General features: G+C 62.1%; 25 protein-coding genes. 5 read left to right on the forward strand and 20 right to left on the reverse strand.

Translation table 11 applies throughout. The features are described 5' to 3' along the window. Positions 1–41: 41 nt before the first annotated feature. Complete coding sequence (locus tag QA637_RS12795; protein WP_153440102.1) at positions 42–1,292, reverse strand: sarcosine oxidase subunit beta family protein; 1,251 nt, start codon at positions 1,290–1,292, stop codon at positions 42–44. Positions 1,293–1,524: 232 nt separating this feature from the next. Between QA637_RS12795 and cysQ the strand changes: the two genes are divergently transcribed. Continuing rightward, positions 1,525–2,301 (forward strand): 3'(2'),5'-bisphosphate nucleotidase CysQ, encoded by a 777-nt coding sequence (cysQ, locus tag QA637_RS12800; protein ID WP_153440103.1) that lies wholly within the window; start codon positions 1,525–1,527, stop codon positions 2,299–2,301. An 11-nt stretch (positions 2,302–2,312) separates the two neighbouring features. Here the strand turns inward: cysQ and QA637_RS12805 are convergent, their stop codons facing one another. Continuing rightward, positions 2,313–2,699, reverse strand: a complete 387-nt coding sequence (locus QA637_RS12805) for a response regulator (RefSeq protein ID WP_184108857.1) — start codon at positions 2,697–2,699, stop codon at positions 2,313–2,315. A 107-nt stretch (positions 2,700–2,806) separates the two neighbouring features. Continuing rightward, positions 2,807–3,562 (reverse strand): Crp/Fnr family transcriptional regulator, encoded by a 756-nt coding sequence (locus QA637_RS12810; protein ID WP_153440104.1) that lies wholly within the window; start codon positions 3,560–3,562, stop codon positions 2,807–2,809. Positions 3,563–3,771: 209 nt separating this feature from the next. Between QA637_RS12810 and QA637_RS12815 the strand changes: the two genes are divergently transcribed. Beyond that, positions 3,772–4,629 carry an SDR family NAD(P)-dependent oxidoreductase gene (locus QA637_RS12815; RefSeq protein WP_153440105.1) on the forward strand — a complete coding sequence of 286 codons (858 nt, stop codon included), beginning with the start codon at positions 3,772–3,774 and terminating at the stop codon, positions 4,627–4,629. 92 nt (positions 4,630–4,721) lie between these two features. Further along, a complete protein-coding gene (locus QA637_RS12820; RefSeq protein ID WP_184108855.1) occupies positions 4,722–6,278 on the forward strand; it encodes a VOC family protein in 1,557 nt (518 codons plus the stop codon). Positions 6,279–6,296: 18 nt separating this feature from the next. Here the strand turns inward: QA637_RS12820 and QA637_RS12825 are convergent, their stop codons facing one another. The 11 genes from QA637_RS12825 to speB form a co-directional block, all read right to left on the reverse strand. Beyond that, positions 6,297–6,860 (reverse strand): NADPH-dependent FMN reductase, encoded by a 564-nt coding sequence (locus tag QA637_RS12825; RefSeq protein WP_153440106.1) that lies wholly within the window; start codon positions 6,858–6,860, stop codon positions 6,297–6,299. A gap of 118 nt (positions 6,861–6,978) precedes the next feature. Next, positions 6,979–7,932, reverse strand: coding sequence for a ring-cleaving dioxygenase (locus QA637_RS12830; RefSeq protein WP_153440107.1), 954 nt, complete (start codon positions 7,930–7,932; stop codon positions 6,979–6,981). A gap of 258 nt (positions 7,933–8,190) precedes the next feature. Next, positions 8,191–8,976: a carbon-nitrogen hydrolase family protein gene (locus QA637_RS12835; protein WP_283061641.1), complete on the reverse strand. Its 786-nt coding sequence runs from the start codon at positions 8,974–8,976 to the stop codon at positions 8,191–8,193. Next, a complete protein-coding gene (locus tag QA637_RS12840; RefSeq protein ID WP_153440109.1) occupies positions 8,973–9,773 on the reverse strand; it encodes an ABC transporter permease in 801 nt (266 codons plus the stop codon). The genes QA637_RS12835 and QA637_RS12840 overlap by 4 nt, the downstream gene beginning before the upstream one ends. After that, on the reverse strand, positions 9,770–10,624 hold the full coding sequence (locus QA637_RS12845; RefSeq protein ID WP_153440110.1) for an ABC transporter permease: 855 nt from the start codon (positions 10,622–10,624) through the stop codon (positions 9,770–9,772). Before QA637_RS12845 ends, QA637_RS12840 begins: the two co-directional genes overlap by 4 nt. Then, positions 10,621–11,658 carry an ABC transporter ATP-binding protein gene (locus tag QA637_RS12850; RefSeq protein ID WP_153440111.1) on the reverse strand — a complete coding sequence of 346 codons (1,038 nt, stop codon included), beginning with the start codon at positions 11,656–11,658 and terminating at the stop codon, positions 10,621–10,623. The genes QA637_RS12845 and QA637_RS12850 overlap by 4 nt, the downstream gene beginning before the upstream one ends. 232 nt (positions 11,659–11,890) lie before the next feature. After that, the gene (locus QA637_RS12855) at positions 11,891–12,970 is read right to left on the reverse strand and encodes an ABC transporter substrate-binding protein (protein ID WP_153440112.1); all 1,080 of its coding nucleotides are present in this window, start codon (positions 12,968–12,970) and stop codon (positions 11,891–11,893) included. Between the two features lie 72 nt (positions 12,971–13,042). Continuing rightward, the gene (locus QA637_RS12860; RefSeq protein ID WP_184108988.1) at positions 13,043–13,690 is read right to left on the reverse strand and encodes an amino acid ABC transporter permease; all 648 of its coding nucleotides are present in this window, start codon (positions 13,688–13,690) and stop codon (positions 13,043–13,045) included. After that, the gene (locus tag QA637_RS12865; RefSeq protein WP_153440113.1) at positions 13,687–14,355 is read right to left on the reverse strand and encodes an amino acid ABC transporter permease; all 669 of its coding nucleotides are present in this window, start codon (positions 14,353–14,355) and stop codon (positions 13,687–13,689) included. Before QA637_RS12865 ends, QA637_RS12860 begins: the two co-directional genes overlap by 4 nt. A gap of 74 nt (positions 14,356–14,429) precedes the next feature. Beyond that, positions 14,430–15,224: a transporter substrate-binding domain-containing protein gene (locus QA637_RS12870; protein WP_153440114.1), complete on the reverse strand. Its 795-nt coding sequence runs from the start codon at positions 15,222–15,224 to the stop codon at positions 14,430–14,432. 87 nt (positions 15,225–15,311) lie between these two features. Further along, a complete protein-coding gene (gene speB, locus QA637_RS12875; protein WP_153440115.1) occupies positions 15,312–16,373 on the reverse strand; it encodes an agmatinase in 1,062 nt (353 codons plus the stop codon). A 218-nt stretch (positions 16,374–16,591) separates the two neighbouring features. On the opposite strand from speB, the gene QA637_RS12880 reads away from it, so the two are divergent. Further along, a complete protein-coding gene (locus QA637_RS12880) occupies positions 16,592–17,635 on the forward strand; it encodes a LysR substrate-binding domain-containing protein (protein WP_153440116.1) in 1,044 nt (347 codons plus the stop codon). A gap of 66 nt (positions 17,636–17,701) precedes the next feature. Beyond that, complete coding sequence (locus tag QA637_RS12885) at positions 17,702–18,880, forward strand: aminotransferase (protein ID WP_153440117.1); 1,179 nt, start codon at positions 17,702–17,704, stop codon at positions 18,878–18,880. 6 nt (positions 18,881–18,886) lie between these two features. Here the strand turns inward: QA637_RS12885 and QA637_RS12890 are convergent, their stop codons facing one another. From QA637_RS12890 to QA637_RS12915, 6 genes are all read right to left on the reverse strand, one after another. Continuing rightward, positions 18,887–19,774, reverse strand: a complete 888-nt coding sequence (locus tag QA637_RS12890; RefSeq protein WP_380784555.1) for a DMT family transporter — start codon at positions 19,772–19,774, stop codon at positions 18,887–18,889. 162 nt (positions 19,775–19,936) lie between these two features. After that, complete coding sequence (locus QA637_RS12895; protein WP_283061647.1) at positions 19,937–21,370, reverse strand: aldehyde dehydrogenase family protein; 1,434 nt, start codon at positions 21,368–21,370, stop codon at positions 19,937–19,939. Between the two features lie 282 nt (positions 21,371–21,652). Further along, complete coding sequence (locus QA637_RS12900; RefSeq protein WP_167528267.1) at positions 21,653–21,802, reverse strand: hypothetical protein; 150 nt, start codon at positions 21,800–21,802, stop codon at positions 21,653–21,655. Positions 21,803–21,924: 122 nt separating this feature from the next. Beyond that, on the reverse strand, positions 21,925–22,839 hold the full coding sequence (locus tag QA637_RS12905; protein ID WP_153440119.1) for a transglutaminase-like domain-containing protein: 915 nt from the start codon (positions 22,837–22,839) through the stop codon (positions 21,925–21,927). Positions 22,840–23,131: 292 nt separating this feature from the next. Beyond that, a complete protein-coding gene (locus QA637_RS12910; RefSeq protein ID WP_283061649.1) occupies positions 23,132–24,445 on the reverse strand; it encodes an NAD(P)/FAD-dependent oxidoreductase in 1,314 nt (437 codons plus the stop codon). Beyond that, positions 24,442–25,809, reverse strand: a complete 1,368-nt coding sequence (locus QA637_RS12915) for a glutamine synthetase family protein (protein ID WP_153441780.1) — start codon at positions 25,807–25,809, stop codon at positions 24,442–24,444. The genes QA637_RS12910 and QA637_RS12915 overlap by 4 nt, the downstream gene beginning before the upstream one ends. Positions 25,810–25,827 lie beyond the last annotated feature (18 nt).

Raw genomic sequence — 25,827 nt, forward strand, 5'->3', positions numbered from 1 at the left:
CGAAATGCGACCGCGAGGGAGAGAGCGGTTCGCCGCTTCTGTCAGTGAAGATTGGGTTGCGGACCGGCACCGGCCTCGTCGACCGCATAGCCGCGGGCAAAGCGGTCGAGCCTCAGGGCACGCGCGACCGGATGCGTGTCGTTCTTGGCGATCAGGTGAGCGAAGCAGTAGCCCGATGCGGGCGTCGCCTTGAAACCACCGTAGCACCAGCCGCAGTTCAGATAGAGATTGTCGATCGGCGTCCGGTCGATGATCGGCGATCCGTCCATGCTCATGTCCATCACGCCGGCCCAGGAGCGCAGGACCCGGACGCGCGAAAGGCCCGGGATCATCGTCACCCCCTCCTCCATCACATGCTCGGCTGTCGCGAGGTTTCCGCGCTGGGCATAGGAGGTGTAACCGTCGATCTCCGCCCCGAAGACAAGGCCGCCCTTGTCGGACTGCGAGATATAGAAATGCCCGCCGCCGTAGACGATCACATGATCGATGCAGGGCTTCAGCGCTTCGGTCACGAAGGCCTGAAGCACATGGCTCTCGATCGGCAGCTTCAGCTCCGCCATCTCGCCGACGCGGGAGGTGTTGCCCGCGGCCGCCAGCGCCAGCTTCCCACAGCCGATGAAGCCCTTGGTCGTCTCGACCCCGGTGACGACGCCACTTTCGCGGCGAATCGCGGTCACCTCGCAATGTTCGATGATATCGACCCCATGGCGGTCGGCGCCGCGCGCGTAACCCCAGGCGACCGCATCGTGCCGGGCCGTACCGGCGCGCCGCTGCAGGAGCCCGCCGAGGATCGGATAGCGGGCGTGGTCGTAGTTGAGGAAGGGGATCATCTTCTTCAACTGGTCGCGCTCGATCAGCTCGGCCGCCACGCCCTCCATCCACATGGCGTTGCCGCGCCGGATGTAAGCGTCGCGCTGGCCGTCGCTGTGGTAAAGCATGATGACGCCGCGCTGCGACAGCATCACATTATAGTTCAGCTCCCGCTCCAGCCCTTCCCAAAGCTTCATCGAGAATTCGTAGAACGGTTCGTTGCCCGGCAGCATGTAGTTGGAACGCACGATCGTCGTGTTCCGTCCGACATTTCCTGAGCCAAGATAGCCCTTCTCCAGTACGGCGACGTTTTTGACGCCGAATTCCTTGGCGAGATAGTAGGCTGCGGCGAGGCCATGACCGCCGCCGCCGATGATGATCACATCATAATGCGATTTCGGTTCGGCCTGTCGCCATTGCGGCTTCCATTTCAGATTTCCGGAAAGAGCGTTCTTGACGATCGAGAATGCGGAATAACGCATGAAGACATCCAGTTCACTTGCGCGGCCACCTTTGCACAAGCAAGGCGCAACGCAAAGATGCAAGACGCCTTGCGGCCGCAAAATGCCGCTGTAACGGGTTTTTCTCGCGGCAATGCCAGGAGCTTCCGCGATTGCGGCAAAGAGACAGATTTGAGTATGAAGGAAGGAAGGCTATCGGTGTTCCGCCAATCCCATGCGAATCGGGGCGCTGGCGCGGAAAAGAAGAATGGCGATGCTGGAAACATTGGAAAGATCGGCGCTCGCAGCCGGAAGGGCGATCCTGGACATTTACAACGCCGGACCGGCCATCAGCTATAAAGCCGACACCTCACCCGTTACCGACGCGGATCATGGTGCCGAACGCATAATCCTCGCCGATCTCACGGCGAGCTTTCCCGACATTCCCGTCATCGCTGAGGAAGCAGTCGCGGCGGGACATGTCCCCGATATTTCGGGAAAGCGCTTCTTTCTTGTTGATCCCCTGGACGGCACCAAGGAGTTCGTCGGGCGCAACAGCGATTTCACCGTCAACATCGCGTTGATCGAGGAGGGCGTGCCCGTTGCCGGCGTGGTTTATGCGCCCGCGCTCGGCATCCTCTATTCGGCAAGTTCCAAGAAGGCGAAGAAGGCCTTGATCGAGGATGATCACATAGCCGGACCTCAGGCGGTTATCGGCTGTCGCATCTGCGGCGATCGGCCGCTCGCACTGACCAGCCGCTGGCACAACAGCGCAGAGACGATCGCCTATCTCGCCGATCACGGCATTACCGACTATGAGGCTGTCGGTTCATCGCTGAAATTTTGCCTGCTGGCCGAAGGCCTTGCCGACATCTACCCGCGCTTCAGCCGCACCATGGAATGGGATACCGCGGCCGGCGACGCCATCCTGCGCGCGGCCGGCGGCGAGACGCTGACCATGGAAGGAAGCCCCCTCACCTACGGCAAGCGCAACCAGGACCACGACAGCGATTTTGCAAACCCTTGGTTCGTCGCCCGCGGCAGGCCGTGACGCCGGTGGCATCAGCCACCGCGCTGGCCATGCGCAGCCTCGATAAGGCTGCCGATCGTCATTTCGCTGAAGGGTTTGTCGATCCTCGGAATATCGCGCAGATGCTCCGGCCAGGGAAAGGATTCGCCGTATCCGCTGGTAAAGCCGACCATGATGCCGCGCGCGATCATGGCATCGGCGACGACGAAGCTTGTATCGTTATCGAGATTGACGTCGATGAGGGCAAAGTCGATGGAATGCGCGTTCGCGATTTCCATCGCCTGCTCGGCATTGGTGGCAACATGAACCTCTGCCACTCCCAGGGATGTGAGGATTTCCTCGGCGTCCATTGCAATGATGAAATTGTCTTCCAAAACGAGAACCGTCTTTATCGTCGGCGGAATTTCGTTGCTTTGCACTCCCGGCGCCCTTTCAGAAGCTCTGCCAGACCAAGGTTCGATCTCGAGCAACCAACCTAGGCGCTAAAGAGCGGTTCGGCACTTAAAAATGACATGTGACCGGTGCATCAGATGAATGGCCGCTTGTGCTCGCTGATACCCTTCCACTCGGCAATCGCAAGCAGCCCATCAATATCGCGCACGTTGCATCCCCCGTCCACCCAGCGAATGAGCCCGCGGTCGGCAAGCTTCTTCAGTGTCTTGTTGGTGTGGACGACCGAAAGGCCAAGCGTGTCGGCGACGTGTTGTTGGCGGATCGGGATCGCGACTCGATTGCCCCGAAAGAGGTCCAATACTTTTGCTCTTTGATAAAGGAAGGAGAGGAGATAGGCGGCCCTCTCGAGTGCGGAACGTCGGCCAATGCTCAGCAGATGCTCGTCGAGAATCCGTTCCTCCCGGGCCGCGATCCAGGTCAGATCATAAGCAAGGTCGGGGTGCCCGGTGAAAAGCTGATTGAGTCTGTCCCGTTCGAATACGCAGAGAGTAACCGGCGAAAGCGCCTCGATCGAATGCTGCATTTCTCCCATCAGACTGCCTTGCAGCCCGACGATGTCGCCGGGCATCACGTAGTTCAGGATCTGGCGGCGACCGTCGTCGAGCATCTTGTACCGAAAGCCCCAACCGGAAAGCACGGTGAAGAGATGAGCGCTGTGCGTGCCTTCAAGGAGTATTGTCGCGCCGCTATCGACTGCCAGTTCCCCCGTCTTGAAGTTCGAAACGAAGGCAAGTTCCTCGGCTGCGAAATCGCGAAAGATCGCGAGCCGGCGAAGGGGACAATTCTCGCAGGGTGTGCGCTTGCTGTTCTTGCTCGCTTGGTTTGCCATGGACCATCTCGTGGCCGGCTGCAAAGGAACTTATTCATAAGACCCAAGCAGTGAAGTAGCGCCTACGCGCCTTGGGACAAGGACGCCTGCTGGAAAGCAATGCCATTTCAGATGTTTCACGAGCCGGTTCGACGGTGATTGCGATGGACTTGGCGCCGCCGCCGCTCTATCTCTTTCGGACCTTTCCGCCACCAAAAGGGATCCACGCCATGTCCCACGCCGCCATTGCAAAAAACCATGTCGCCGTCATCACAGGAGCTGCCTCGGGCATCGGCCTTGCCGCGGCCAAACGCTTCGCCGGCCTTGGTCTGAAGGTTGTCCTTGCCGACCTTCCAGGCGAACGCCTGCAGGCGGCTGCGGCCGAGGTGGCAAGGGTGGCCACGGGCGGCGCAAGCGATGTCGCCGCAATCGACACGGACGTCTCCCGGCCCGACGATCTGGTGGCGCTGGCGCGCTCGGCAAGCGAGCGTTTCGGCCACGTACATGTGCTGATGAACAATGCCGGCATCCAGCCGGGCAGTTCGATGTTCGGCCCGCTGGAAAACTGGGAAGGCGTGATCGCCGTCAATCTCTGGGGTGTGATCAACGGCTCACGGATATTCGCGCCCGCGATGATTGCCCATGGCGAACCGGCACTGATCATCAATACCGGCTCGAAACAGGGCATCACCACGCCACCCGGCGATCCGGCCTACAATGTCTCGAAGGCCGGGGTGAAGGTCTTCACCGAGGCGCTGCAGCATGAACTGCGCAACACCGAGGGCTGCAAGGTCGCTGCGCACCTGTTGATTCCCGGTTTCGTTTACACGTCGCTGACCGCCCACGGACGCACCGAGAAGCCGGCGGGTGCATGGACCGCGGATGAGACCGTTGACTTCATGATGGAAAGCCTCGAACGCGGTGACTTCTATATCCTCTGCCCGGACAACGAGGTCGACCGCTCGACGGATGAGAAACGCATCCTGTGGGCGGCGGGCGACATCGTCGAAAACCGGCCACCGCTTTCGCGCTGGCATCCGGACCATGGCGAAGCCTTCAAGGCCTTCCTCGCTGGCAAAAGCGACTGAGCGCCCACTGACGTAGCCGGGCCCCAGTAGGCGGCCCCCCCGTACCCAGGCTTGAAGCGCGGTGCGCAGTTGAAGTGCGGAAGGACAAGACGGTGACCAGCGGCATCCACCACATCACCCTGATCGCCCGCAAGGTGCAGGCGAATGTCGATTTTTACCTCGGCTTCCTCGGCCTGCGCCTTGTCAAGCGAACCGGCGGCTACGAGGACCCCAATCAGTTGCATCTTTTTTACGGGGATGCGGCCGGGTCGCCGGGGTCGCTCGTCACCTTTCTGATGTGGGAGGACGGCTCGCCCGGACGCGTCGGCCATGGTCAGCCGAGCGAAATCGCCTTTGCCATCCCGCCGGAGAGCACCGGCTTCTGGCTGACGCGCGCATTGCAGTTCAACATTCAGGCGACCGGCCCTGCGCAGGAGTTCGGCGAGCCGGTGCTGCGTCTCAAGGATCCGGACGGCGTGATCGTGAAACTGGTCGGAACCAACGCGCTTGCCGAGCCTGCTCCATGGGCGAGCCGGGATATTCCGGAGACGGACGCCATCCGGCGGCTGCGCGGCGCGACCCTCCTCACGGAGAAACCCAAGGAAACCGCTCACTTCCTCCAAAATCATTTCGGCTATTCCGAAACCGGAGCAACAGCCACGATCCGGCGGTTGACATCGAAATGCGGAGACGTCATCGACGTGCGCGACGCCACCGGTTTCTGGACATCGGCGCCCGGTACGGGCACGATCGATCACATCGCCTTTCGCGCGCCGGATGAGGCGACTGTTCTTGCGGTACGCGCCGACCTCGAGCAGGAGCACGCGGGTGCCACCAACGCGCACGACCGGAAATATTTCTTCTCGCTTTATGTGCGTGAACCGGGCGGCTCACTCTACGAGCTGGCGACAGACGGTCCGGGGTTTGCGGTCGACGAGCCGGCGGATACGCTTGGGTCCAGGTTGTTCCTGCCGGCGCACATGGAAGCCAATCCTTCCGCGACCATGGTGAAGCTGCCGCAATTCGCCCTGCCTGGCGAGCCGCGGCTAACCCAGCGCGACCTGCCCTTCATCCACCGCTTCTATCATCCGGATGACCCGAACGATCGCACCTTCGTGCTCCTGCACGGCAGCGGCGGCAACGAGACGGACATGCTCCCCTTCGGGCATCAGGTCGATCCGCACGCCACCTTGCTTGGCGTGCGCGGCCGAAGCACCGAGGAGGGTTTCCCCCGCTGGTTCCGCCGCCTGTCGATGACGACTTTCGACCAGCAGGACATCCGCTCGGAGGCAGAGGCATTCGTCGCCTTCGTCGACGGCGCGCGCGAGGGCTACGGCCTCGCCCCAGACAAGACGGTCTTCATCGGCTATTCAAACGGCGCCAACATGCTGGCTGCCGTGATGCTGCTTTATCCCGGCCTCATCAGGAACGTGGTGATGATGCGGGCCATGGCCGCGCTCGAAGATGCGCCAACACCCGACCTTGCCGGGGCAAACATCCTGGTGCTGACGGGCAAGGAAGATCCCTACGGCAAATATGCGCCGACCCTGGTAAAGCTCCTCGCCGACACCGGCGCAAACCTCAAGGCACTCGACATAGACACCCATCACGGCATCGGTGACGACGATGTCGAAGCCATTCGCAGCTGGATGGCGGAAACCGGTCTCTGATTCCGTGGGCTGAGCGCGTTATCTTGCCTTCGTCGACGCGACATACTCGGCGAAAGCCGTGATAAAGCCGCGTACTCGCTCCCTGGTCTCCTCGTCGGTCAATTTCCCCTCGCTGTCGAACACGGTGGCGGCCTTCGGCAACATCAACCGCTTGCCCGACCAAAGATCCGCCCCGAGCGTCCGCATCACGGCAAGCCAGGCGTTCTGGCTGAGAATGGTGCCGAAATTCCCGGGGGACGCACCGGCCAATGCAAAGGGCCTGCCACCGAACACCTTTTTGATGTCTGCCGGCGGACGGCTGAGCCAGTCGACGGCGTTCTTGAAAACGCCGGGCATCGAGTTGTTGTATTCCGGCGTGAAGAGGATCACGCCGTCCGCCGCGATGATCTTCTGCTTGAGATCGGCCACGGGTGCCGGGATGCCGCGTTCAACCTCGACATCGCCATCGTAAAGCGGAATGCCGTGCAGCGTCGCGGTCTCGAACGCGATACCGCCGGGCGCGACGGATTTCGCTGCCCTCGCCAACGCCGTATTGAAGGAGGCCTTCCGCAGACTGCCCGATATGCCGAGTATCTTCGTCATGAATGATGGTTTCCGCTTTTTCAGGATCGGCGGCCCAACGCCGCCCTCCTCACGACAATAGAACTAGAGGTCAAAGGACAAAAAGAAAGCCGGGAACAATGTCCCGGCTTCTTTGCGATTACTCCAGGGGCTTCAACCCTGCCTCGATCTGAGCCCGCTTCGGTTCCAGGAACGGCGGCAATGACAGGCTTTCGCCGAGCGTTTCCATCGGTTCGTCCACGGCGAAGCCGGGTCCGTCGGTCGCAATCTCGAACAGGATTCCGTTCGGCTCGCGGAAATAGAGCGAGCGAAAATAGAAGCGCTCGACCTCACCGCTCGACGGCAAGCGGAAACCGTTCAGCCGTTCCGTCCACTGATGCAGCTGATCCACGTCCGGCGTGCGGAACGCGACATGGTGCACGCCGCCCGCGCCCTGGCGCGCCGGTGGCAGGCCCGGTTGGACCGCGACATGCAATTCGGCCGCAGGACCGCCCTCGCCCATCGAGAAGACATGCACCTCACCGACGCCGTCCGGTGCGGCGTAGGCGCGCACATCGGTCATGTTCATGACATGCGTGAGCACGAGCGCCGTGTTGGTGATGTCCGGCACGCTGATCGTGATCGGGCCGAGACCTTTGATCTGATGTTCGGCGGGAACCGGGCTCTTCTCCCAGGGATGCGACGGCGCAAGTCCGCCATCGTCCAGAAGCCGGAAGCGCTGGCCTTCGCCGTCCTCGAAGTCGACCGACGTCCGGCCGTCGATTTCCGTGACCTCACCGGCGGACACACTCAGCTCGGTAAATCGGCGCTTCCACCATCTCACACTTTCGGCGCTGCCGACCCGGAACCCGGTGCGCGAAATGCTGTGCGTGCCGCGTCCCTCTGGGCCAACCGGCCAGTCGAAGAACGTCAGATCAGTGCCAGGCGTTGCCTGTCCGTCGGCATAGAAAAGATGATAGGCGGCCGTGTCGTCCTGATTGACGGTTTTCTTGACCAGCCTCAGCCCGAGCGTCTTTGTGTAGAAGCGCAGGTTTTCTGGCGCGTTGGCCGTGATTGCCGTGAGATGGTGGATACCGGTCAGTTGCAAGCTCATGATTGCCTCCAGCTTGATGCGTTACGGCGGCTTTTGCGCGTCCGATAGGACGCCGGCGCCGTAGGGCGGGCATTTCGTTGAGCACAATATCGGTCGGCCCGGTCACTCCCGAAAGGGGAAACGACGCGAACAGATTGTTCTCTAAAGGAGAACGATCTAGAGCGCCGTGCGTTTAACGAACGCACAAAGGACGCTTTAGCACTTTGATTCTGCAGCATCTTATCCGCTTTCAGTAATTCCACTTGAAAGCGGGATGCTTTAGCGGCGCGGACGCTGCAGGTCCCTGAGATAGGTATTCTCCGCGCGCGAAATGGCAAACAGCTCCGGGTCGATTTCGGCAAAGATCAGGGTCTCGTCTGCGGAATTGGCTTTCGCCAGGAGCTGCCCGTCGGGCGAAGCGATGCGCGACAAGCCGGCGAAGGAAAACATCGCGTCGGAACCACAATGATTGATATAGGCGACGAAAAGCTGGTTTTCGAACGCCCTTGTCTGGATCATGTGATCGGCGATGAAGGTTCCCGACCAGCCGGCCGGCAGCGCCGTCGGCACCAGCACTACATCAGCACCGGCAAGCGCGAGCCGGCGGACATTTTCCGGAAACTCGACGTCGTAGCAGATCAGCATGCCGCACTTTATGCCCTCGTGTTCGAAGAGGCGCGTCGACGGTTCCGCCGGCGTGAACAGCGAGCGCTCGTAGTCGCCATAAAGATGCGACTTGCGATAGATCGTCGGCACAGCATCACCGTCGACATGGACGGCGCTGTTGTAGATGGCGTCGCCCTCCCGCTCGGCGAAGCCGGCGATGATCGCGATACCCGCCTCGGCCGAAATCTGCTGCAATCGCCGCACGATCGGGCCGTTGGCGCCCTCGGTAATGTCGCGGATCACATCACCGGCACCATAGCCGGTAATGCCGAGCTCGGGCGTGACCAGCAGCGTCGCACCCAGGCGGGACGCCTCCGCCGCCGCTGCGCCGATCCGGCCGAGATTGGCGGCGGTGTCCCCGCCAACGGATTTCATCTGCAGAGCGGCAAGCTTCATCATTTACCATCCGATGACATGGCGCCGAGCAGCTTCGGCAGGTCTCCGAAGCGGGCGACGAGGCCGAAGATGACCGCTGCCGTCGTGACGAAGAGGATCGTCACCGAGGCCATGGTCGGCGTGTAGCCGTAGCGCAGCGCGTTGAAGATCTTGATCGGCAGCGTCTCCATGGTGAAGCCGACGGTCATGTAGGCGACGATATATTCATTGAGCGAGAGCACGAAGGCGAAAGCATAGCCCGATACGATATAGGGCAGGATCAGCGGCAGCACCACCGTGCGGAACACCGTGCGCTCGTCCGCGCCCATGGTCGAGGCCGCCTCGACCAGCGAACGATCGATCGACGTGAAGCCGAGGGACAGAGTGACGAGCGGCAAGGTCACGAAGAAGATCGCGTGGCTGACGACGGCGGTCCAGGGCTGCCCGTAGAAACCTACGGTCGCCCAGAAGGTGAGAAGCCCCAGCGCCGTGATCACCGGCGGCAGCGTGAAGGGTGCGACGCCCAGAAGCTGGAAGATGTTCGCCCAGGGCGCAATCCGCCGCCACAGGAACCAGGCAAGCGGCAAGGCAATGGCGACGGCAAGCGCTGCCGAAAGCACAGCAAGCGTGACCGAGGCGATCAGCGCGTTTCGCCATTCGGGGTTCAGGAAGATCTCGCCGTACCAGGATGTCGAAAAGCCCTGTGGCGGGAAGGCAAGCGTCTGCTTTTGGTTGACCGAAACGCCGGCAACTACGATCAGCGGCAGCGCAAGGAAGAGCGCGATCAGGAAGAAATAGAACTTGCGGAAAATCGACGTCATGCCGCCTCTCCCTTTCGTCCCGCAAGCACTGTCAAGGCGACCAGCCCGAGCGTCACCAGCACGAGGAACACCGCCATCGCCGCGGCGAAAGGCATGTTCGACTGGTAGATCGCCTGGTCGGTGATCAGCACCGACAGCGTCCAGTGCTGTGGCCGACCGAGAAGCTGCGGCAGCAGGTAGGAACCGAGCGCAAAGATGAAGACCATGATCAGCGTCGCGACGATCGTGTTCCTCAGCGCCGGAACGACGACGGTGAAGAAGGCCTTGAGCGGCGAGGCTCCGAGCGTTCGCGCGGCCTCGGTCAAGGTCGGATCTAGACGGACAAGCGCCGGAAACAATACGAGCACCGTATAAGGGAAGGCCTGATAGACCATGCCCGTCAGCACCGCCGCAAAGCTCGGGGTCAGCGCCTTGGCCTCGCCCATGAGGCCGAGCGCAACCAGAATGTTGGTGATGCCCGCCGTGCGCGAGAAAAGTGTCGACCAGGCGAAACCGATGATGACCTCCGAGAGCGAGAGCACCGAGAGCAGCGCGACGAGCCAGACGATCTGCACGCTGCGCGCCGTCCGCGTCAGCATGTAGGTGAAGGGCAGCGCCAGCACGACACAGCAGATGGCGACAGCGATCGCCATCATGAGGGAAAAGCCGAGCACCCCGCCAAAGAAGGCCGAAAGGAAACGGGCGTAGTTGTCGAATACGAAGGCCGGCGTATAGAAGCCGCCCTGCTGGCGCTGGAAGAAGCTCACGGCGATCATAGTACCGAAGGGCACGACGAAGAAGATGGTGAGCATCGCTGCGGGGAAAAAGAGCGGCGTGTAGTCGCCAATGGTCTGGGGCGGTTCGCGTCTCATTTCCTGAGCACCACGCAAACGTCCGGAGTGAGCGCGACGCCGACCTGCTGGCCGACGGTGACGTCCGGCCGCTCGCGCGGCGTGGAAACGGCGACGATCTGGCGGCCGGCGACATCGACAAACGTCTCGATCGTTCCGCCGAGATCACGCACGAAGGTGACCGTGCCGGAAATCGCACCGGCACCCGGCGCAGTCAGGTGAACGTCCTCGGGGCGAATTGAAAGCGTTGCCTTTGCCGCGCCGGCGGGCAAGGCGAGACCCGGCACCGGCTGGCCGAGCACGGAAACGTGGCCCTGCGTGTCCGCTTCGGCTTCGATCAGGTTGGTCTGGCCGATGAAGTCGGCGACGAAACTGTCCGCCGGCCGGCGGTAGATTTCAATCGGCGAGGCTGCCTGGCGGATTTCGCCGCCATTCATGACAACGACCGTATCGGCCATGGTCATCGCTTCGCGCTGGTCGTGCGTGACGACGATCGTCGTAATCCCGAGCTGCTGCTGCAACTGGCGCAGTTCCACCTGCATCGCTTCCCTAAGTTTCGCGTCAAGCGCCGAAAGCGGCTCGTCGAGCAGGAAAAGCTTCGGTGAGATTGCCAGCGCGCGGGCGATTGCGACACGCTGGCGCTGACCACCGGAAAGCTTGGAGACCGGACGGTCCGCATAGCCCGCAAGGTGGATCATCGACAGCAGTTCCTCGACTCGCCGCTTCTGGTCCTCCTTCGGCGCCTTGCGGATGCGCAAGGGATAGGCGATGTTTTCGCCGACCGTCAGGTGCGGGAAGAGCGCCAGCGACTGGAACACCATGCCGAGATTGCGCTTATGGGTCGGCACATGGGTGATGTCTTCGCCGTCGAGCCGGATCGCACCTCCCGTTGGCAGGTCAAGCCCGGCGATCATGCGCAGCAACGTCGTCTTGCCGCAGCCCGAGGGGCCGAGCATGCAAACGAACGTACCGTGCGGCACCGTGAGCTCGACATTGTTGACGGCCCTGAAGGAGCCGAATTCCTTGACGACGTTCTGAAGGGCTAGTCCCGACATATATTTCCCGTCCTGCGGCGCCGTGCGTCTTGTGAGGCGCACAGAGGTCGCTGCATCGCTTTGAATTGCTGCATGGCTTATCCTTAAAATCGGTTCTCAAGGAACCATGCAGTAGCGCCTCATGCGCAGATGATTCATGGAGCGCAAATGAGGAACGGTTTCCGCCCGCATTCCGCTCAGTGTTTCAGCATCGACCTCCCGCTCCTGACGGGAGGTCGATGCTCATGGGCGATCAGCCGACGATCAGCTCCGTCCACTTCTGGTTCAGCCAATCCGACTTGGTCTGGTAGAGATCGTAGCGCGGGATGATCGGCTCAATGTCCGACGAAACGGCTGCAAACTCCTTGTCCGTGAGATCAGTCGACTCACGCTTGACCGTCGGCGAGGTGCCGACCTTGCGCGACAGCGTCGCCTGGATCGACGGCTGGGACATATAGTCGATGAAGATGTGCGCTTCCTCCGCTTTCTGCGAAGCGCGCGACAGCGCCCAGCAACCGGAATCCTGGATGCCGCCTTCCTTCGGGAAGGTCGAGCGTACCGGATGGCCATCGGCGGCGGCGAGGCCGGTCACGTCGTGATAATACTGACCCATCGGAATTTCACCCGACTTCAGCGCCTGTTCGAACTGCGCCTCGTCGCGGTACCAGAGCCGCACATTCGGCTTCACTTCCGCGAGCTTCTCGAATGCCTTGAGGATGCCCTCCTCCGTGTCGAGCGCATTGGTGCCGCCCATGAAGGTCTTGGCGGTCACCTCCAGCAGGAAGGAGTTGGAGACGAGCGCGAGCAGTCCGAGCTTGTCGGCATTTGCCGGATCCCAGAAGGCGGACCACGACGTCGGCGCTTCCTTGTAGACATCGGTGTTGGTGACGAGTGTGATGTACCAGGAAACGGCTCCGATGCCGGCGACGCGGCCGTCCGGATACTTGTTGATGAACCGGTCGAGCAGATGCGAGGCGTTCTTGATCTTCGCCATGTCGATGGGCGTCCAGAGCTCGGTCGCCTGACCCTTGAGCATCGCCACCTGCGACATCATCGAGACATCCGCCGGAGCCTGGCCGGCACGAGCGGCCTGTTCCAACTGCACGAGCCAGGCCTCACCGGTCGGCTCGGCGACCGACTCGATCGCGATACCCGTCGCCTTGGTGAAGTCAGGGAAAATGTTCTTGTCGAACGAATCCTTGAAGTAGCCGCCGTAGACACCGACTTTCAACGACTTGTCCTGCGCTCTCAGCACCGCCGGCATCGCCAGCATCGATGCACCGGCAAGCCCCGCCCCCAGCAGCGTGCGGCGCTTGATGGAATTGATGTTCATTGCATGTCTCCTTTGTTTTGGCGGCAGCCGCCGCGTTCCCTGTTGTAGTTGATTCCCTGCATCTTTTCGGTCTCAATGTGCTGGCATTCGTCGCTCGAGCATCCGCGCATATTGCGTCAACGGGTAGCAAAGCACGAAGAAGATCACCGCAACCAGCCCATAGACGGTGAAAGGTTCGAAAGTCGCATTATTGATCGCATTGGCCGTCCTGAGAAGCTCCTCGAAGCCAATGATCGAGGTCAGCGCCGTGCTCTTGATGAGCTGGACGAGGAAGCCTACAGCCGGCGGACGCGTGATCGCAAAGGCCTGCGGCAGGATGACCAGACGCAGTTCCTGAAGATAGTGCAGACCGAGGCTTGCGCCGGCATCCCATTGACCGCGCGGCAGCGCTTCCACGCCGCCCCGCCAGATTTCTGCGAGATAGGCGCTGGCGTAGAATGTCAGCCCGAGTGCCGCAGCCGTCCACGGCTCGATACGGAAACCCAGCATCGGCAGGCCGAAGAACATCAGGAAGAGCTGCATAAGCAACGGTGTTCCCTGGAAAAGCGCGATGTAGCCGGCACCGAAGCGGCGCAACCACGGGTGCTTCGATATGCGCGCAAACAGGATCAGCAAACCGACCACAGCCCCGCCGCCGAAGGCGACGATCGAAAGCAGAAGCGTCCAGCGCGTCGCGAAAATGAGATTGCGCAGAATATCCCAGAAAGTGAATTCGATCACGACACGCCCGCCCCTAAGACACGCCGGCCGCCGGCGACAAGGGATCGCCTGATCGCCATCGACAGGCCGAGATAGATCATCGTGACGACGAGATAGGTTTCGAAGGACCGGAATGTCCGTGCCTGCAGCAGGTCGGCCTCATGCGCGAGCTCGCGCACCGCGATCTGCGATACGACCGCCGACTCCAGCATCATGATGACAACTTGGCTGGTCAGTGCCGGGAAGATTACCTTGAGGGCCTGCGGCAGGATGATCTTGACGAAAACCTGACGCGGCCTCAGGCCGAGCGCAAGAGCGGCCTCGCTCTGCCCCCTCGGAACTGCATCGAGACCGGCGCCGACGATCTCGGTCGTGTAGGCGGCCATATTGAGGGTCATCGCCAGGATCGCCGCGACGATTGGATCGAGGCGGATGCCTATGGTCGGCAAACCGAAGAAAATGAAGAAGAGCTGCACTAGAAACGGGGTATTGCGGATCACCTCGACGTAGATTGCTACTGCTTTGCGGAGCAGGCTATAGCGACCGCGGCGCGCGGCCGCGCCGAGAATGCTGATGAGGATGCCGAGCACCGTCGTGCAGGCGATCAGCAGCAAAGTCATGGCCGCACCGTGGGCGATTGCCCCCGCGGCGTCACGAAGCCATCCAAAGTCGAGGCTGTAGCCCATCGTCGCAACCCTTCCCGGACGGGCCTGCGGAAGAAAGGCATTCCGCAGGCCGCACGCCTTTTAGCCGGAGCAGCCTAGTCCTTGAGGTTGTCGGGGTTGAGCGGCGTCTTCAGCCACGCCTCAGAGCTTTCATTCAACTTGCCGTCAGCGAGCATTTTGGCGACCGTGTCGTTGACCGTTTGCTTCAGGCGCTCCTCATTCTTGTTGAGGCCGATATGCGACGGTGACGTCAGCAACTGGAACTTCTGTTCTGGCTTCAATGCCTCCTGTCGCGCCAGTACCTGCGCGCCGACGTCATTGCCAACCACCATCAACTGCGTCTGGCCCGAGATGAAGGCCTGGATCACGGCATTGTAGTTATCGAACCGCTGGATGTCCGCCGAGGCCGGCGCGGCTTCGGTCAGCGACGTGTCCTCAAGCGTCCCGCGATTGACTGCGATCGTCTTGTCAGCGAGATCGTCCTTGCCGGCGACCTTGAGCTCGGCCGGACCGATGACGGCGATGTAGTAAGGCGCGTAGGCGGCCGCGAAATCGATGACCTCGGCACGCTCCTTCGAGTAGCCGACGCTCATCAGGATGTCGACGCGCTTGTCGTTGAGATAGGGAATGCGGTTCTGGCCGGTAACGCTGACGAGATTAAGCTTCACGCTGAGCGCGTCGGCGATGTGCTGCGCGACGTCGATATCATATCCCTTGATGCTCATGTCGGCACTGGCCGACGAGAACGGCGGGAAATCCGAGAAGATGCCGACATTGATCTGGCCGGCCGCCTTGATATCGTCGATCGCGTCGGCATGAGCCATTCCAGCCGCGGCACCAACCATCAGTGCGGCGGCAAATACTGCTTTCAGCTTGGTTTGGATTGTCATTTTCGTTCCCCAATCTGGAAGTTTGTCTGTCGGGTCAGGATGCCCTAGCCGCCGCTTCCAGTTCGGCGGCCGGGCATCTCGAAGGTGTCAGCCGGCCTTGCCAGTGATCGCCGGGCTGAAAACCATCAGGCTCAGGATCTCGAAGAGCACCTGCGCACCGGCATGCGCGGTATTGGTCGTCGCGTCATATTGCGGGGCGACCTCGACGACATCGCCGCCGACGAGATTGACTCCCTTCAAGCCGCGGATGAGTTCGAGCACCTCCCGAGTCGTCAGGCCACCGACTTCCGGCGTGCCGGTCCCTGGCGCGAAACTCGGGTCGAGGCTGTCGATGTCGAAGGAGAGATAGGTCGGACCATCGCCGACGATCTTCTTCGCCTTTTCGATGATCGCCGGGATACCTAGGCCCGTAACTTCCTCGGCATGGATGACCGTCATGCCGGACTCGTAGGAGAATTCCCAGAGATATTCGGCCGAGCCGCGGATGCCGATCTGCACGACGCGGGTCGGGTCGAGCACGCCGTCGAGAACCGCGTTGCGGAACGGCCCGCCGTGATGGAACTTGGTGAGATCGTAGGCGCCGCCAGTGTCGCAATGGGCATCGATATGGATCATGCCGACCGGGCGCTTCTTGCCGACTGCCTTCAAAATCGGATGGGTGATCGAATGATCGCCGCCGACCGACAGCGGCACGACGCCGGCTTCAACGATCTGGTTGATGCGCTTTTCGATGTCTTCATGGCTGAGTTCCAGCCGGTAGCGGCTCTGGAAGGCAACGTCGCCGATATCGGCGACACGCAGATCGTGGACGGGTGCACAGCCGAGCACATGGTTATAAGGGCCGATGCGCTCGATGGCACGCAAGGCGCGCGGTCCGAAGCGGGAGCCCGGGCGGTTGGTGACACCAAGATCCATCGGTATGCCGACGATCGCCACCTGCAAGTTGCCGAAGTCCGGATTTTCGGCGTCGACAGGCATATAGGGCGCGGTCAGGAAGGTAGGGATACCGGAATAGGGCGCCAGCCGCGTGCCGCTCTTGGTGAAGATCTTGTCGGCGACCTTGCGAAACGTCGGATCGAAAAGCTCACCGCCGTGGCTTTCGCCATATTTCGCCTTCAATTCGCTGAGCTTCTGTTCATCCCAGGCCATGCGCCCGAACCTCCATGTTTTGCCACTGGGGTGCGCGGGACGCGCCGCAAATCTCGATCTGCGGATTTCGCCGGTTGGACTGGCGCCGTCGTGTTCCCCAGGCTTTTGCCCTTGTTGGCGCATATTAGGAGACAATTCCGCTGGAAAATCAATTGACATTGTTATAGCGTTTCGTGTGAGAAATACTCACATATTCGTCCTGCCTTCCGGAGCCTTGTTTGTCGAGCCGCCTGCCTCCTCTCAATCCGCTGCGTGCCTTCGAGGCGACGGCCCGGCGCGGCTCCGTTTCGGCTGCGGCGCGCGAGCTCAACGTCACCCACGGTGCGATCAGCCATCAAATCCGGGCGCTCGAACTCTCGTTCAACGCCACGCTTTTTGAGCGCGGCGGCAAACGGCTGAGGCTGACGCCACAGGGCGCCCTGCTGCTGCCGGCCGTCACCCACGCCTTCGCGGAGATCGCCGCCGCCACTGCCGCCATGACACGCCCCGCGACAAGTGGCGAGCTCAGGATCACCTGCGTCCCGGCGCTGCTCTCCTTCTGGATGATCCCGCGCCTGCATCTGTTCACCGAACAGTTCCCAGACGTCAGGCTGACGCTGATCGCCTCCAACGATGCGGCACATCTCCATTCGCCCGACGTCGATATCTGCCTGCTCTATGGCGACGGCAACTGGAACGACTGCTGGGCGAAGCTTTGGAGCCGCCTTGAGCTTTTCCCGGTCGTCAGCCCCACCCTCCTCAACATGCGGCCGCTGCGCTCCGTGCGAGATCTGCGCGACCACGTGATGCTTCACGGCGACGACGGCCGCGAGTGGAACACCTGGCTGGCAGCAGCCGACGCGATCGATCTGCAGCGCGGCCGCCAGCATTTCATGAGCGACGCGCGGCTTTCGACCGAGGCGGCATTGCACAACCAGGGCGTGGCGCTCGGCGACACGATCACGGCGGGAAGCCTGATCGCGCGCGGCGAGCTGATCGCGCCCTTCGATCTGACGGTGCCGGCCAATGACGCCTTCTTCGTCGCCTGCCGCAACGAAATCCGTGCCGCGCCGATCGTCCGCGTTTTCATCGACTGGCTGTTCGCTGCGCTCGAAAGCGATCCGATGCCGGAGCTCCAGGTCTCGGCCCGTACGATCATCCGCAGCCGCATGTCCAGACCGGAAGCCGCGCAAAAATCGAAAGCGGACAGCTTTCAGCCGATCTCGTCGCCGACGCGAAATCGGCGCCCGGAACGGCCCCCGAAACGCAAGGCCAAATCATAGACCGAAAAGCCTGCAGCGGTTCTTGCTAGCACTTCGCCCACGCTTATCACCAACAGGAAGGTTCAAATGCCGCATTTCAATCCCCTCGTCGAAAAGCTCTCGCCGCCGCCGGTTCCCTCGGTGCTCGCCTGGGCGAAGACCTATGACGGGGCAAGAGGTCCGCTGATCGATCTCTCGCAGGCGGTGCCGGGCTATCCCGCCCACCCGGACATGCTGAAATGGCTGGGCGAGGCATCCGCCTCGACCGCCTATACCGGGTACGGCGCCATCGAGGGCGAGGCGGAATTGCGCGCGGCCTATGCCGCCCATGTCGCTGGTCTCTATGGCGCGGCGGTTACGGCCGACAACATTCACATCACCTCCGGCTGCAACCAGGCCTTCATGTGTGCCGTCATGGCGATTGCCGGCGCCGGCGATACGGTGTTGATGACCAACCCCTATTATTTCAATCAGGAAACGACGCTCGCGATGCTGGGCATCAATGTCGAGCTGGCGCCTTGCGACGCCGGCGCCGGATTCTTGCCGGAAGTCGAAGAGATCGCCTCAGCGCTTCGGCCGGGCATTCGCGCGCTGGCTCTCGTCTCGCCGAACAACCCCACCGGCGCCGTCTATCCGCCGGAATTGCTTGAGCGCATCCACGAAGCCTGCCGCAGGAACAACACCTGGCTGATCCTCGACGAGACCTATCGCGACTTCCTGCCATCGGCGGATGTCGCGCCGCACGGCCTGCTTCGGGCAAGGGGCTGGCAGGACAGCTTCATCGGCCTCTACAGTTTTTCGAAATCTTTCTGCATCCCCGGCCACCGCCTCGGCGCGATCACCGCCGGTTCGGCGCTCGTCGAACAGATCACCAAGATCATGGACAACCTGCAGATCTGTGCTCCGCGCGCCGCGCAGGCGGCTGTCGCGAAAGCCATTCCGGCGCTTGCAGCCTGGCGGCTTGCAAACCGTGTTGAAATCGCCGCACGCGCCGATGCGCTCAGGGACGTCATGAGCCGGCTGCCGAAATGGAAACTGCAGGCGGTCGGGGCCTATTTCGCCTATATCCGCCACCCCTTCCCCGATATCGATTCGCAGTTCGTTGCCGAGAAACTGGCGAAGCTTGCCGGCGTAGTCTGCCTGCCGGGTGATTATTTCGGCGAGGGCCAGGAAAACTACCTGCGCTTTGCTTTCGCCAATGCCGATGTGGCGACGATACGCAAGCTCGAAGAACGGCTCGCGGGCTTCGAACTGCCCGGCATCTGAAGAGGGTTATCCACGGCGGGCGATCAAGATCCCGACGAGCACGATCGCTCCGCCGATCGCCTGGGCGAGGCCAACCGGTTCGCTGAGCAGCACCCAGGCGAGGATCGCCGCCACAACCGGCTGCAAGAGCAGCGTCAAGGACGAGAAGGCGGCCGGCAGATAGGCGAGCGCATAGGTGATCGCCACCTGTCCGCCTGCATGGCTGACGAAGGCGAGACCGAACACCATCGCCCATCCGAAGGCAGTTGCCGGAAAGAGCGACGGTTCGGCGACAAGCGTCATCGGCAGCATGCAGACAGCGGCAGAGGCCGTGCTCCAGATCATGATCCGGTTGGTGTCGAAGCGGCTCCGCAATTTACCGATCGCAAGGATATAGGCCGCGTAGAACATGGCGGCGATGACCGCGATGCCATCGCCGAGGACATCACCGCCAGCAAGCGCGACCGGCCCACCCTTCAGGATCACGACGCCGACGATGGCTGTGGCGAGCCCCGCGACAAAGACGCCGCTGACCGGCGCCCGAAACAGCGCCCAGCCCGCGAGTGTGACAAAGACCGGCGCAAGGTTTGCGAGCAGCGTCGCATTGGCAACGGAGGTCATGGTCAGCGAGAGGTGCCAGGCGGCGAGGTCGATTGCGAGAAAGACGCCGGGCAGGATGAGCATGGCGTAGTCGGAAAATCGCTGCGGCCGCCTGTCGCTCGCCGACCCGTTGCGCAACCACGACCAGGCCACAAGCGGGATCAGCGCCAGGGCGACGCGCCAGAAGGCGGTCGCCATCGGCCCTACTTCGGAAAGCCGCACGAAGATCGGCGATCCGCCGATGGCGGCACCGCCGAGCAGCAGCGCTGTCATCGCAATCGAGCTGCGGGAAGAAACGGAAGCGGCTTGGGTCACGGCGAAGTCCAGCGAAGTCGACTTAGGGCAAGCGCCGCGGGATCAGGGGCGCCGCAAGCCAGCTATCAGAACCGGACGGCCAACAACAGCCAACAACAGCTAATTTAGCGACAAAAATCAGCCGGCGCGGCAAGCACCGGCTGAATCTCGGCATGGCGAGGATCAGGCTGCGTCCGGCACGTGGACGGTTTTCACTTCGAGGAAATCCTCAAGGCCGAACAGGCCGCCTTCGCGGCCATTGCCGGACTGCTTGTAGCCGCCGAAGGGGCTGCCATAGCGATGCGGGCCGCCGTTAATGTGGACCATGCCCGCGCGCAGCCTTGCGGCGACCCGTTCGGCCCGTTTCGGGTGGCCCGTCTGGACGTAGGCAGCGAGCCCGTAATTGGTATCGTTGGCGATCCGGATCGCCTCCTCTTCCGTATCGAAGGGAATGATCGCCAGCACCGGACCGAAGATCTCTTCACGTGCGATGCGCATGGTGTTGTCGACGTCGGCAAAGATCGTCGGTTTGACGAAATAGCCCCTCTCGAAGCCCTCCGGCTTGCCCACGCCACCGACGAGCAATTTCGCACCTTCGGCAATGCCCGCCTCGATCAGCGCCTGCACGCGGCCATATTGGATGTGGCTGACGAGCGGCCCGATGTGCGAGCCCTCCTTCGTGGGATCGCCGACCCTGGCTTCGGCGCCGACGCGTCTCGCCATCTGCACCACCCTCTCATAGACGCCGCGCTCCACCAGCATGCGCGTCGGCGCGTCGCAGGACTGGCCGGAATTGTTGAAGCATTCGAGAATGCTGCCGGTGACGCGTTCCTCGAGGTCGGCGTCGGCAAAGACGATGTTCGGCGACTTGCCGCCAAGTTCCAGCGTGACGCGCTTGACCGTCTCGGCCGCATCCTTGCTGACGGCGATGCCGGCCCGGGTCGAACCGGTAAACGACATCATGTCGATGTCCTTGTGCTTCGACAGCGCGGCACCGGCGTTGATGCCGTCGCCGTTGACGAGATTGAAGACACCCGCCGGGAAGCCTGCCTCATGGATCATCTCCGCATAGAGCATGGCGTTGAGCGGCGTGAATTCGCTCGGCTTCAGGACGCAGGTGCAGCCGGTCGCAAGCGCCGGCACCACCTTCAGCGCGATCTGGTTGATCGGCCAGTTCCAGGGCGTGATCAGCCCGCAAACGCCGATCGGCTCACGCAGCATGACATCACCGTTCGGCAGCCGGTCGCGCGTCTTCAAGCGTTTCAGCGCGTCGATGAAACCCTGCAGGTGGCCGACGCCGACATCGGCCTGTTGCTCCCGCGCCATCGTCGCCGGGGCGCCCAACTCCATCGTTATTGTCGCGGCCATTTCGTCATAGCGGCGCTTGTAGATCGAGAGCAGCTTTTCGAGCAGCGCCAGACGCTCCTCGACGCTGGTCTGGCTATAGGTTGCGAAGGCCTCCTTCGCCGCGGCGACGGCGCGGTCGACATCTGCAGCACTGCCCATGGAAATCACGGCAACCGCTTGCTCGGTCGCCGGATTCAGGACCTCCAGATCATTCGGTTCGACCGGACCGACCCATTCGCCGTTGATGTAGAATTTTCTCTTGTCGAGCATTCCCTTCTCCTCCCCGTACGGCTCCGAATGGAAGGTGACGTCATCCTCGAGACGCTCACCGCATGCCAGTCTTCCGGAGCAAACCGCCGCATATGTCACATGTTCACGTTTGCGGCGGGCAGGCTACGACGTTGGCAGCCCGGACCGCAAGCGGAACGATCGCGTCATTGGCGACACCGGCCGATGCGCGACGAGCGTCCGGTCTGTCGCCGCACGCGCCATGCCGACAAGGGCGGAGGAAAGGGATAAAGGGGGCATGGTCGAGAGGACGCCGCACCGGCGTCAGATCGCCCCGATGATGAGCGCTGCGAGAAAAGTGAATGCCGCCGCAATAGCAACGGTGTGAGGAATGAGATTGCCCCGCGAGCGTCGCGCCGGTAGGGCAGAGTAGATCGTGTAGCGGGATTGGGTCGTCGCCTTGATCGCGTGCATCTTGCCTCTCCGCTGTTTCGCAGTAGTTATGTTCTCCTATATTATCCATTGAGTATATAGATAATATTTTTCGCAGATCACGCCGGAAGTGAAAAATCCGTTTACGGGGGTCTTGGCTACGCTCAATGCCTATTGCGGTCGCGCTCCCGGAGATGTCGCGACCAGGTTTCGCTGAACCAGGGCGTCAATAGCGAAACGTCTGCCGTGCTGTGCGGCCGGGTGAGCGAGACATCGGTTTCTACCGAGGTCCACACGGTAAAGACCGTAAGTTCATGCTTCCCGAAGGTCTGGATCAACGGGATGTCCGCCGCGTCGCGGCCGCGCGCGACGGGAATGCGGCCGATGCGCCGCGCATTGTTCTTGGCATCGAACGTATACCAGCGATCGCCGAGAAAGACCTCGAACCAGGCATTGAAATCCATCGGTGCCGGGCTCTCGGGTACGCCGACATTGGTCATGTAGCCGTTCACGTAGCGCGCCGGCATGTTCATGCAGCGGCAAAGAGCGATGGCCAGATGAGCATAGTCGCGGCTGACGCCCAGGCGGCCTTCGTGCGCCTCGACGGCCGTGCGCATTGCCTGCGCATAGCCATAGCTGAAAACCAGCCGATCATGGACATAGTCGCAGATCGCCTGGACGCGCTGCCATCCGGCGGGAACATCGCCGAAAAGCTTCCACGCGAGCGCGCCGAGGCGGTCGGTCTCGCAATAGCGGCTGGCGGAAAGATAAGGCAGCCATGCGGGTGGCAGCCTTTCCACGGGCGCGGCCTCCGCTAGCGGATCCGAGATATCAGGCCTGCCGTCGTCCTTGATCACGGCGTCATAGCCGAGCTTGGTTTCGCCTGCATGCAAGACCATCCGCAGGCAGGCGTTTCCGTGGGGGTCAGTGATTTCCTCCATCGCCAGTATCGGTGATGCGACAGGGCCGCGCTCCCGGACGATGTCGTCACGCCGTTCGGGTACAACCGAAAGATAGGTCATCATCGGCGTCGGCTGCGTGCACCGAACGCCGATCTCATAACCGAAGCGTATGAACATCTCCGACCTCCCTGATCAACCGCAGGCCCGCGGACAGGGGCGTGAATGCCCGAGGCACACTCTACTGCATGTTTCCTCGAATCATCGCCGATTTGAGGATAAAAACATGCATTAATTCAAAGTGCTACAGCGTCCTTTGCGCGTCTGATAAGACGCGCGGCGCTGTGGCGGCACGCCGGACATCGCCCCCAATCTGGATGCGCCGGTCAGGCGGTCCGGCCGAAAAATTCTACCGCATCACCGGCCGGGAAGGAATCGATTTGAAGCGCGCGTCCGTCGCAACTTCGGCCATTCACCAGCCAACAACATCCTTGAAGGAATACCACCAGGAACCGATCGTCGAATATTGCGCGCGGAACATCCGCCCGCCCGGGAACGGATACCACGGCAGCTTCTCGAAGACGTCGAAACGCGCGGTGTCGCCATCGATCGCCTCGGCGAGCGTGCGGCCGAAAAGGTGGGAACCGGTGACGCCATGGCCGCTATAGCCATGGGCGAAATAGGTATTGGCGCCGATGCGCCCCATCTGCGGCACGCGCGTAAAGGAAAGCGCGAAATTGCCGCTCCAGGCGTAGTCGATCTTCACGCCTTTGAGCCGCGGAAAAACCTTTTCGAGATTGGGTTTGAGCTTGGCTACGACATCCGCCGGATCCGTGCCGCCATAGACGGTGCCGCCGCCGAAAATCATGCGCTTGTCGGCCGACAGCCTGAAATAGTCGAGAATATAGCGCACGTCCTCGACGCACATGTCACTCGGGATCAGCGAATGGGCGAGCTCCTCACCGAGCGGCGCCGTTGTGATCATTTGGGTCGAGACGGGCATGACCCGCGAGACGAGCTTCGGCACGGCATCGCCGAGATAGGCGTTGCCGCAGAGTACGACGATGCGGGCGCTGACCTCCCCTTCTTGCGTGTAGACCGTCGGCCGTGCTGCCTCGTGGTCGACGCGGACAACTGGCGACATCTCGTAGATCGTGCCGCCCAGGTCCTCGAAGGCACGGGCCTCGCCGAGGACGAGGTTGAGCGGGTGCATGTGGCCGCCCGTCGTGTCGAGCATGCCGCCGCAATAGGCATCGGAATTGACGAGCTTTCTGAGCGCCTCGCGGTCGAGAAGCTGATGGTCGTCCATTCCGTATTTGCGCCAGAGCGCTTGCTTGGCCTCCAGTTCCTTCATATGCGCGGCGGTATAGGCGGCATAGATGTTGCCGGGCTTCAGGTCGCAGTCGATCTGGTACTGGCTGACGAGCCGGCGGATGATCCGCCCACCCTCCTGCACCAGGCCGCCGATGAAACGGGCCGCGTCCTCGCCGTAGCGGCGCTGGATCGTCGACAGGCTGGCGTTGAGGCCGTTGACCACCTGGCCGCCATTGCGGCCCGAAGCGCCCCACCCCACCTGCGCGCCTTCGATCACAGCGACCTTGTAGCCTTTTTCGGCGAGATGGATTGCCGTCGACAGGCCCGAATAGCCGGCGCCGACGACGCAGATGTCGGTATCGGTGCGGCCCTGAAGCCTGACCGGGGTACGGATGATGTTGCGGGAGGCGGCGTAATAGCTCGTCGGGTAACTGCCGTCGCCAGCGTAGGATTTCTTTGCGCTTGCCATCATACGATTTCCAGATAGGCGCTGAACTCATAGTCCGTAACCTGCTCGGCAAAGCCGGCGATCTCCTGGCGCTTGCAGGCGATCAGCATGGAGCGAAGCACGGGATCGAAGATCTCGGCGGCAATCGGTCCGGCCTCGAAGGCATCGACCGCCTGCCCCCACTCGGCAGGAATTTTGGGCAGTTTCTCCGCGTCATAGGCTCGCCCCTCAACAGGGGCCGCTGGCTTCCACTTGTTGCGGATGCCGACGAGTGCGGCACCGAGGATCGCGGCGATGACGAGGTAGGGATTGGCGTCGGCACCGGCGACCCGATGTTCGATGCGCCGCGCTGCCGGATTGCCGCCCGGAATGCGGATGGCCGAGGTGCGGTTCTCGTATCCCCAGGAAATCGAGGTCGGTGCATGCGTGTCGGGCCTGAGCCGCCTGTAGGAGTTGAAGTGCGGCGCGAAGAGCAGCGTTGTCTCCGCCATTCCCCGCAACAGGCCGGCGACCGCATGCTTCAGCACGGACGACCCTTCGTCGCTGCCGTCGTCGAAGACATTGTTGCCCTCCTCGTCGAGCAAGCTGAAATGGATGTGCATGCCATTGCCGGATCGCGTGCCGTAGGGCTTGGCCATGAAGGTTGCGGCGAGCCCGTGCTTGCGGGCGACGCCCTTGACGATACGCTTGAAGAAGATCGCGTCGTCCGCCGCCTTCAGCGGATCGTCGGTGTGCAGCAGGTTGATCTCGAACTGGCCGATACCGTTCTCGGCGATCGCCGCATCCGCCGGCACGTTCTGCCGCGCGCATTCCTTGTAAACGTCGGAGAAGAACTCGCCGAAATCATCAAGCTCGTCGATCGACAGGATCGCATCGGAATCGAGCCGCTTGCCGGTATAGGGCGAGATCGGCGGCACCGCGCTGTCGGGCTCCGGGTCGATCAGGTAGAATTCCATCTCGGTGGCGACGACGGGACGCAAGCCGAGTTCGCGGTATTCCCTGACGATTGCCGCAAGTGCCTGACGCGGGTCGGCGAGAAACGGCTTGCCGTCCTCGACGAAGAGCCAGAGCGGCACCAGGGCGCTCGGCCGGGACGTCCAGTTGACCGGCAACGCCCCTCGCCCGGTGACACCGCATATGCCGTCGCGGTCGCCGGTCGCGAAAACCTGTTCGCTGCCGATGATGTCCTCTCCCCAGACATCGACGCCAACGATGGAGAGCGGCATGCGGATGCCGCCGCCGAGGACCTTGGAGGCCTGTTCGACCGGGACACGCTTGCCGCGCATGATGCCGTTCAGGTCACAGATGACCGCCTGGATGCTTTCGATCGGGCCGTTCTGTTCCAGCCAGAGCTTGAATGCGCTTGGATCTTCCGCCTCTAGAGACATATCTCAATTCTTGTTTTG

The organism is Sinorhizobium terangae, from assembly GCF_029714365.1.
Lineage (GTDB): Bacteria > Pseudomonadota > Alphaproteobacteria > Rhizobiales > Rhizobiaceae > Sinorhizobium > Sinorhizobium terangae.

Coding starts and splice junctions, on each gene's coding strand:
- QA637_RS12795 (WP_153440102.1), bottom strand. CDS start 1,292: ATGCGTTATTCCGCATTCTCGATCGTCAAGAACGCTCTTTCCGGAAAT.
- cysQ (WP_153440103.1), top strand. CDS start 1,525: ATGCTGGAAACATTGGAAAGATCGGCGCTCGCAGCCGGAAGGGCGATC.
- QA637_RS12810 (WP_153440104.1), bottom strand. CDS start 3,562: ATGGCAAACCAAGCGAGCAAGAACAGCAAGCGCACACCCTGCGAGAAT.
- QA637_RS12815 (WP_153440105.1), top strand. CDS start 3,772: ATGTCCCACGCCGCCATTGCAAAAAACCATGTCGCCGTCATCACAGGA.
- QA637_RS12825 (WP_153440106.1), bottom strand. CDS start 6,860: ATGACGAAGATACTCGGCATATCGGGCAGTCTGCGGAAGGCCTCCTTC.
- QA637_RS12830 (WP_153440107.1), bottom strand. CDS start 7,932: ATGAGCTTGCAACTGACCGGTATCCACCATCTCACGGCAATCACGGCC.
- QA637_RS12835 (WP_283061641.1), bottom strand. CDS start 8,976: ATGATGAAGCTTGCCGCTCTGCAGATGAAATCCGTTGGCGGGGACACC.
- QA637_RS12840 (WP_153440109.1), bottom strand. CDS start 9,773: ATGACGTCGATTTTCCGCAAGTTCTATTTCTTCCTGATCGCGCTCTTC.
- QA637_RS12845 (WP_153440110.1), bottom strand. CDS start 10,624: ATGAGACGCGAACCGCCCCAGACCATTGGCGACTACACGCCGCTCTTT.
- QA637_RS12850 (WP_153440111.1), bottom strand. CDS start 11,658: ATGTCGGGACTAGCCCTTCAGAACGTCGTCAAGGAATTCGGCTCCTTC.
- QA637_RS12855 (WP_153440112.1), bottom strand. CDS start 12,970: ATGAACATCAATTCCATCAAGCGCCGCACGCTGCTGGGGGCGGGGCTT.
- QA637_RS12865 (WP_153440113.1), bottom strand. CDS start 14,355: ATGGGCTACAGCCTCGACTTTGGATGGCTTCGTGACGCCGCGGGGGCA.
- QA637_RS12870 (WP_153440114.1), bottom strand. CDS start 15,224: ATGACAATCCAAACCAAGCTGAAAGCAGTATTTGCCGCCGCACTGATG.
- speB (WP_153440115.1), bottom strand. CDS start 16,373: ATGGCCTGGGATGAACAGAAGCTCAGCGAATTGAAGGCGAAATATGGC.
- QA637_RS12885 (WP_153440117.1), top strand. CDS start 17,702: ATGCCGCATTTCAATCCCCTCGTCGAAAAGCTCTCGCCGCCGCCGGTT.
- QA637_RS12895 (WP_283061647.1), bottom strand. CDS start 21,370: ATGCTCGACAAGAGAAAATTCTACATCAACGGCGAATGGGTCGGTCCG.
- QA637_RS12900 (WP_167528267.1), bottom strand. CDS start 21,802: ATGCACGCGATCAAGGCGACGACCCAATCCCGCTACACGATCTACTCT.
- QA637_RS12905 (WP_153440119.1), bottom strand. CDS start 22,839: ATGTTCATACGCTTCGGTTATGAGATCGGCGTTCGGTGCACGCAGCCG.
- QA637_RS12910 (WP_283061649.1), bottom strand. CDS start 24,445: ATGATGGCAAGCGCAAAGAAATCCTACGCTGGCGACGGCAGTTACCCG.
- QA637_RS12915 (WP_153441780.1), bottom strand. CDS start 25,809: ATGTCTCTAGAGGCGGAAGATCCAAGCGCATTCAAGCTCTGGCTGGAA.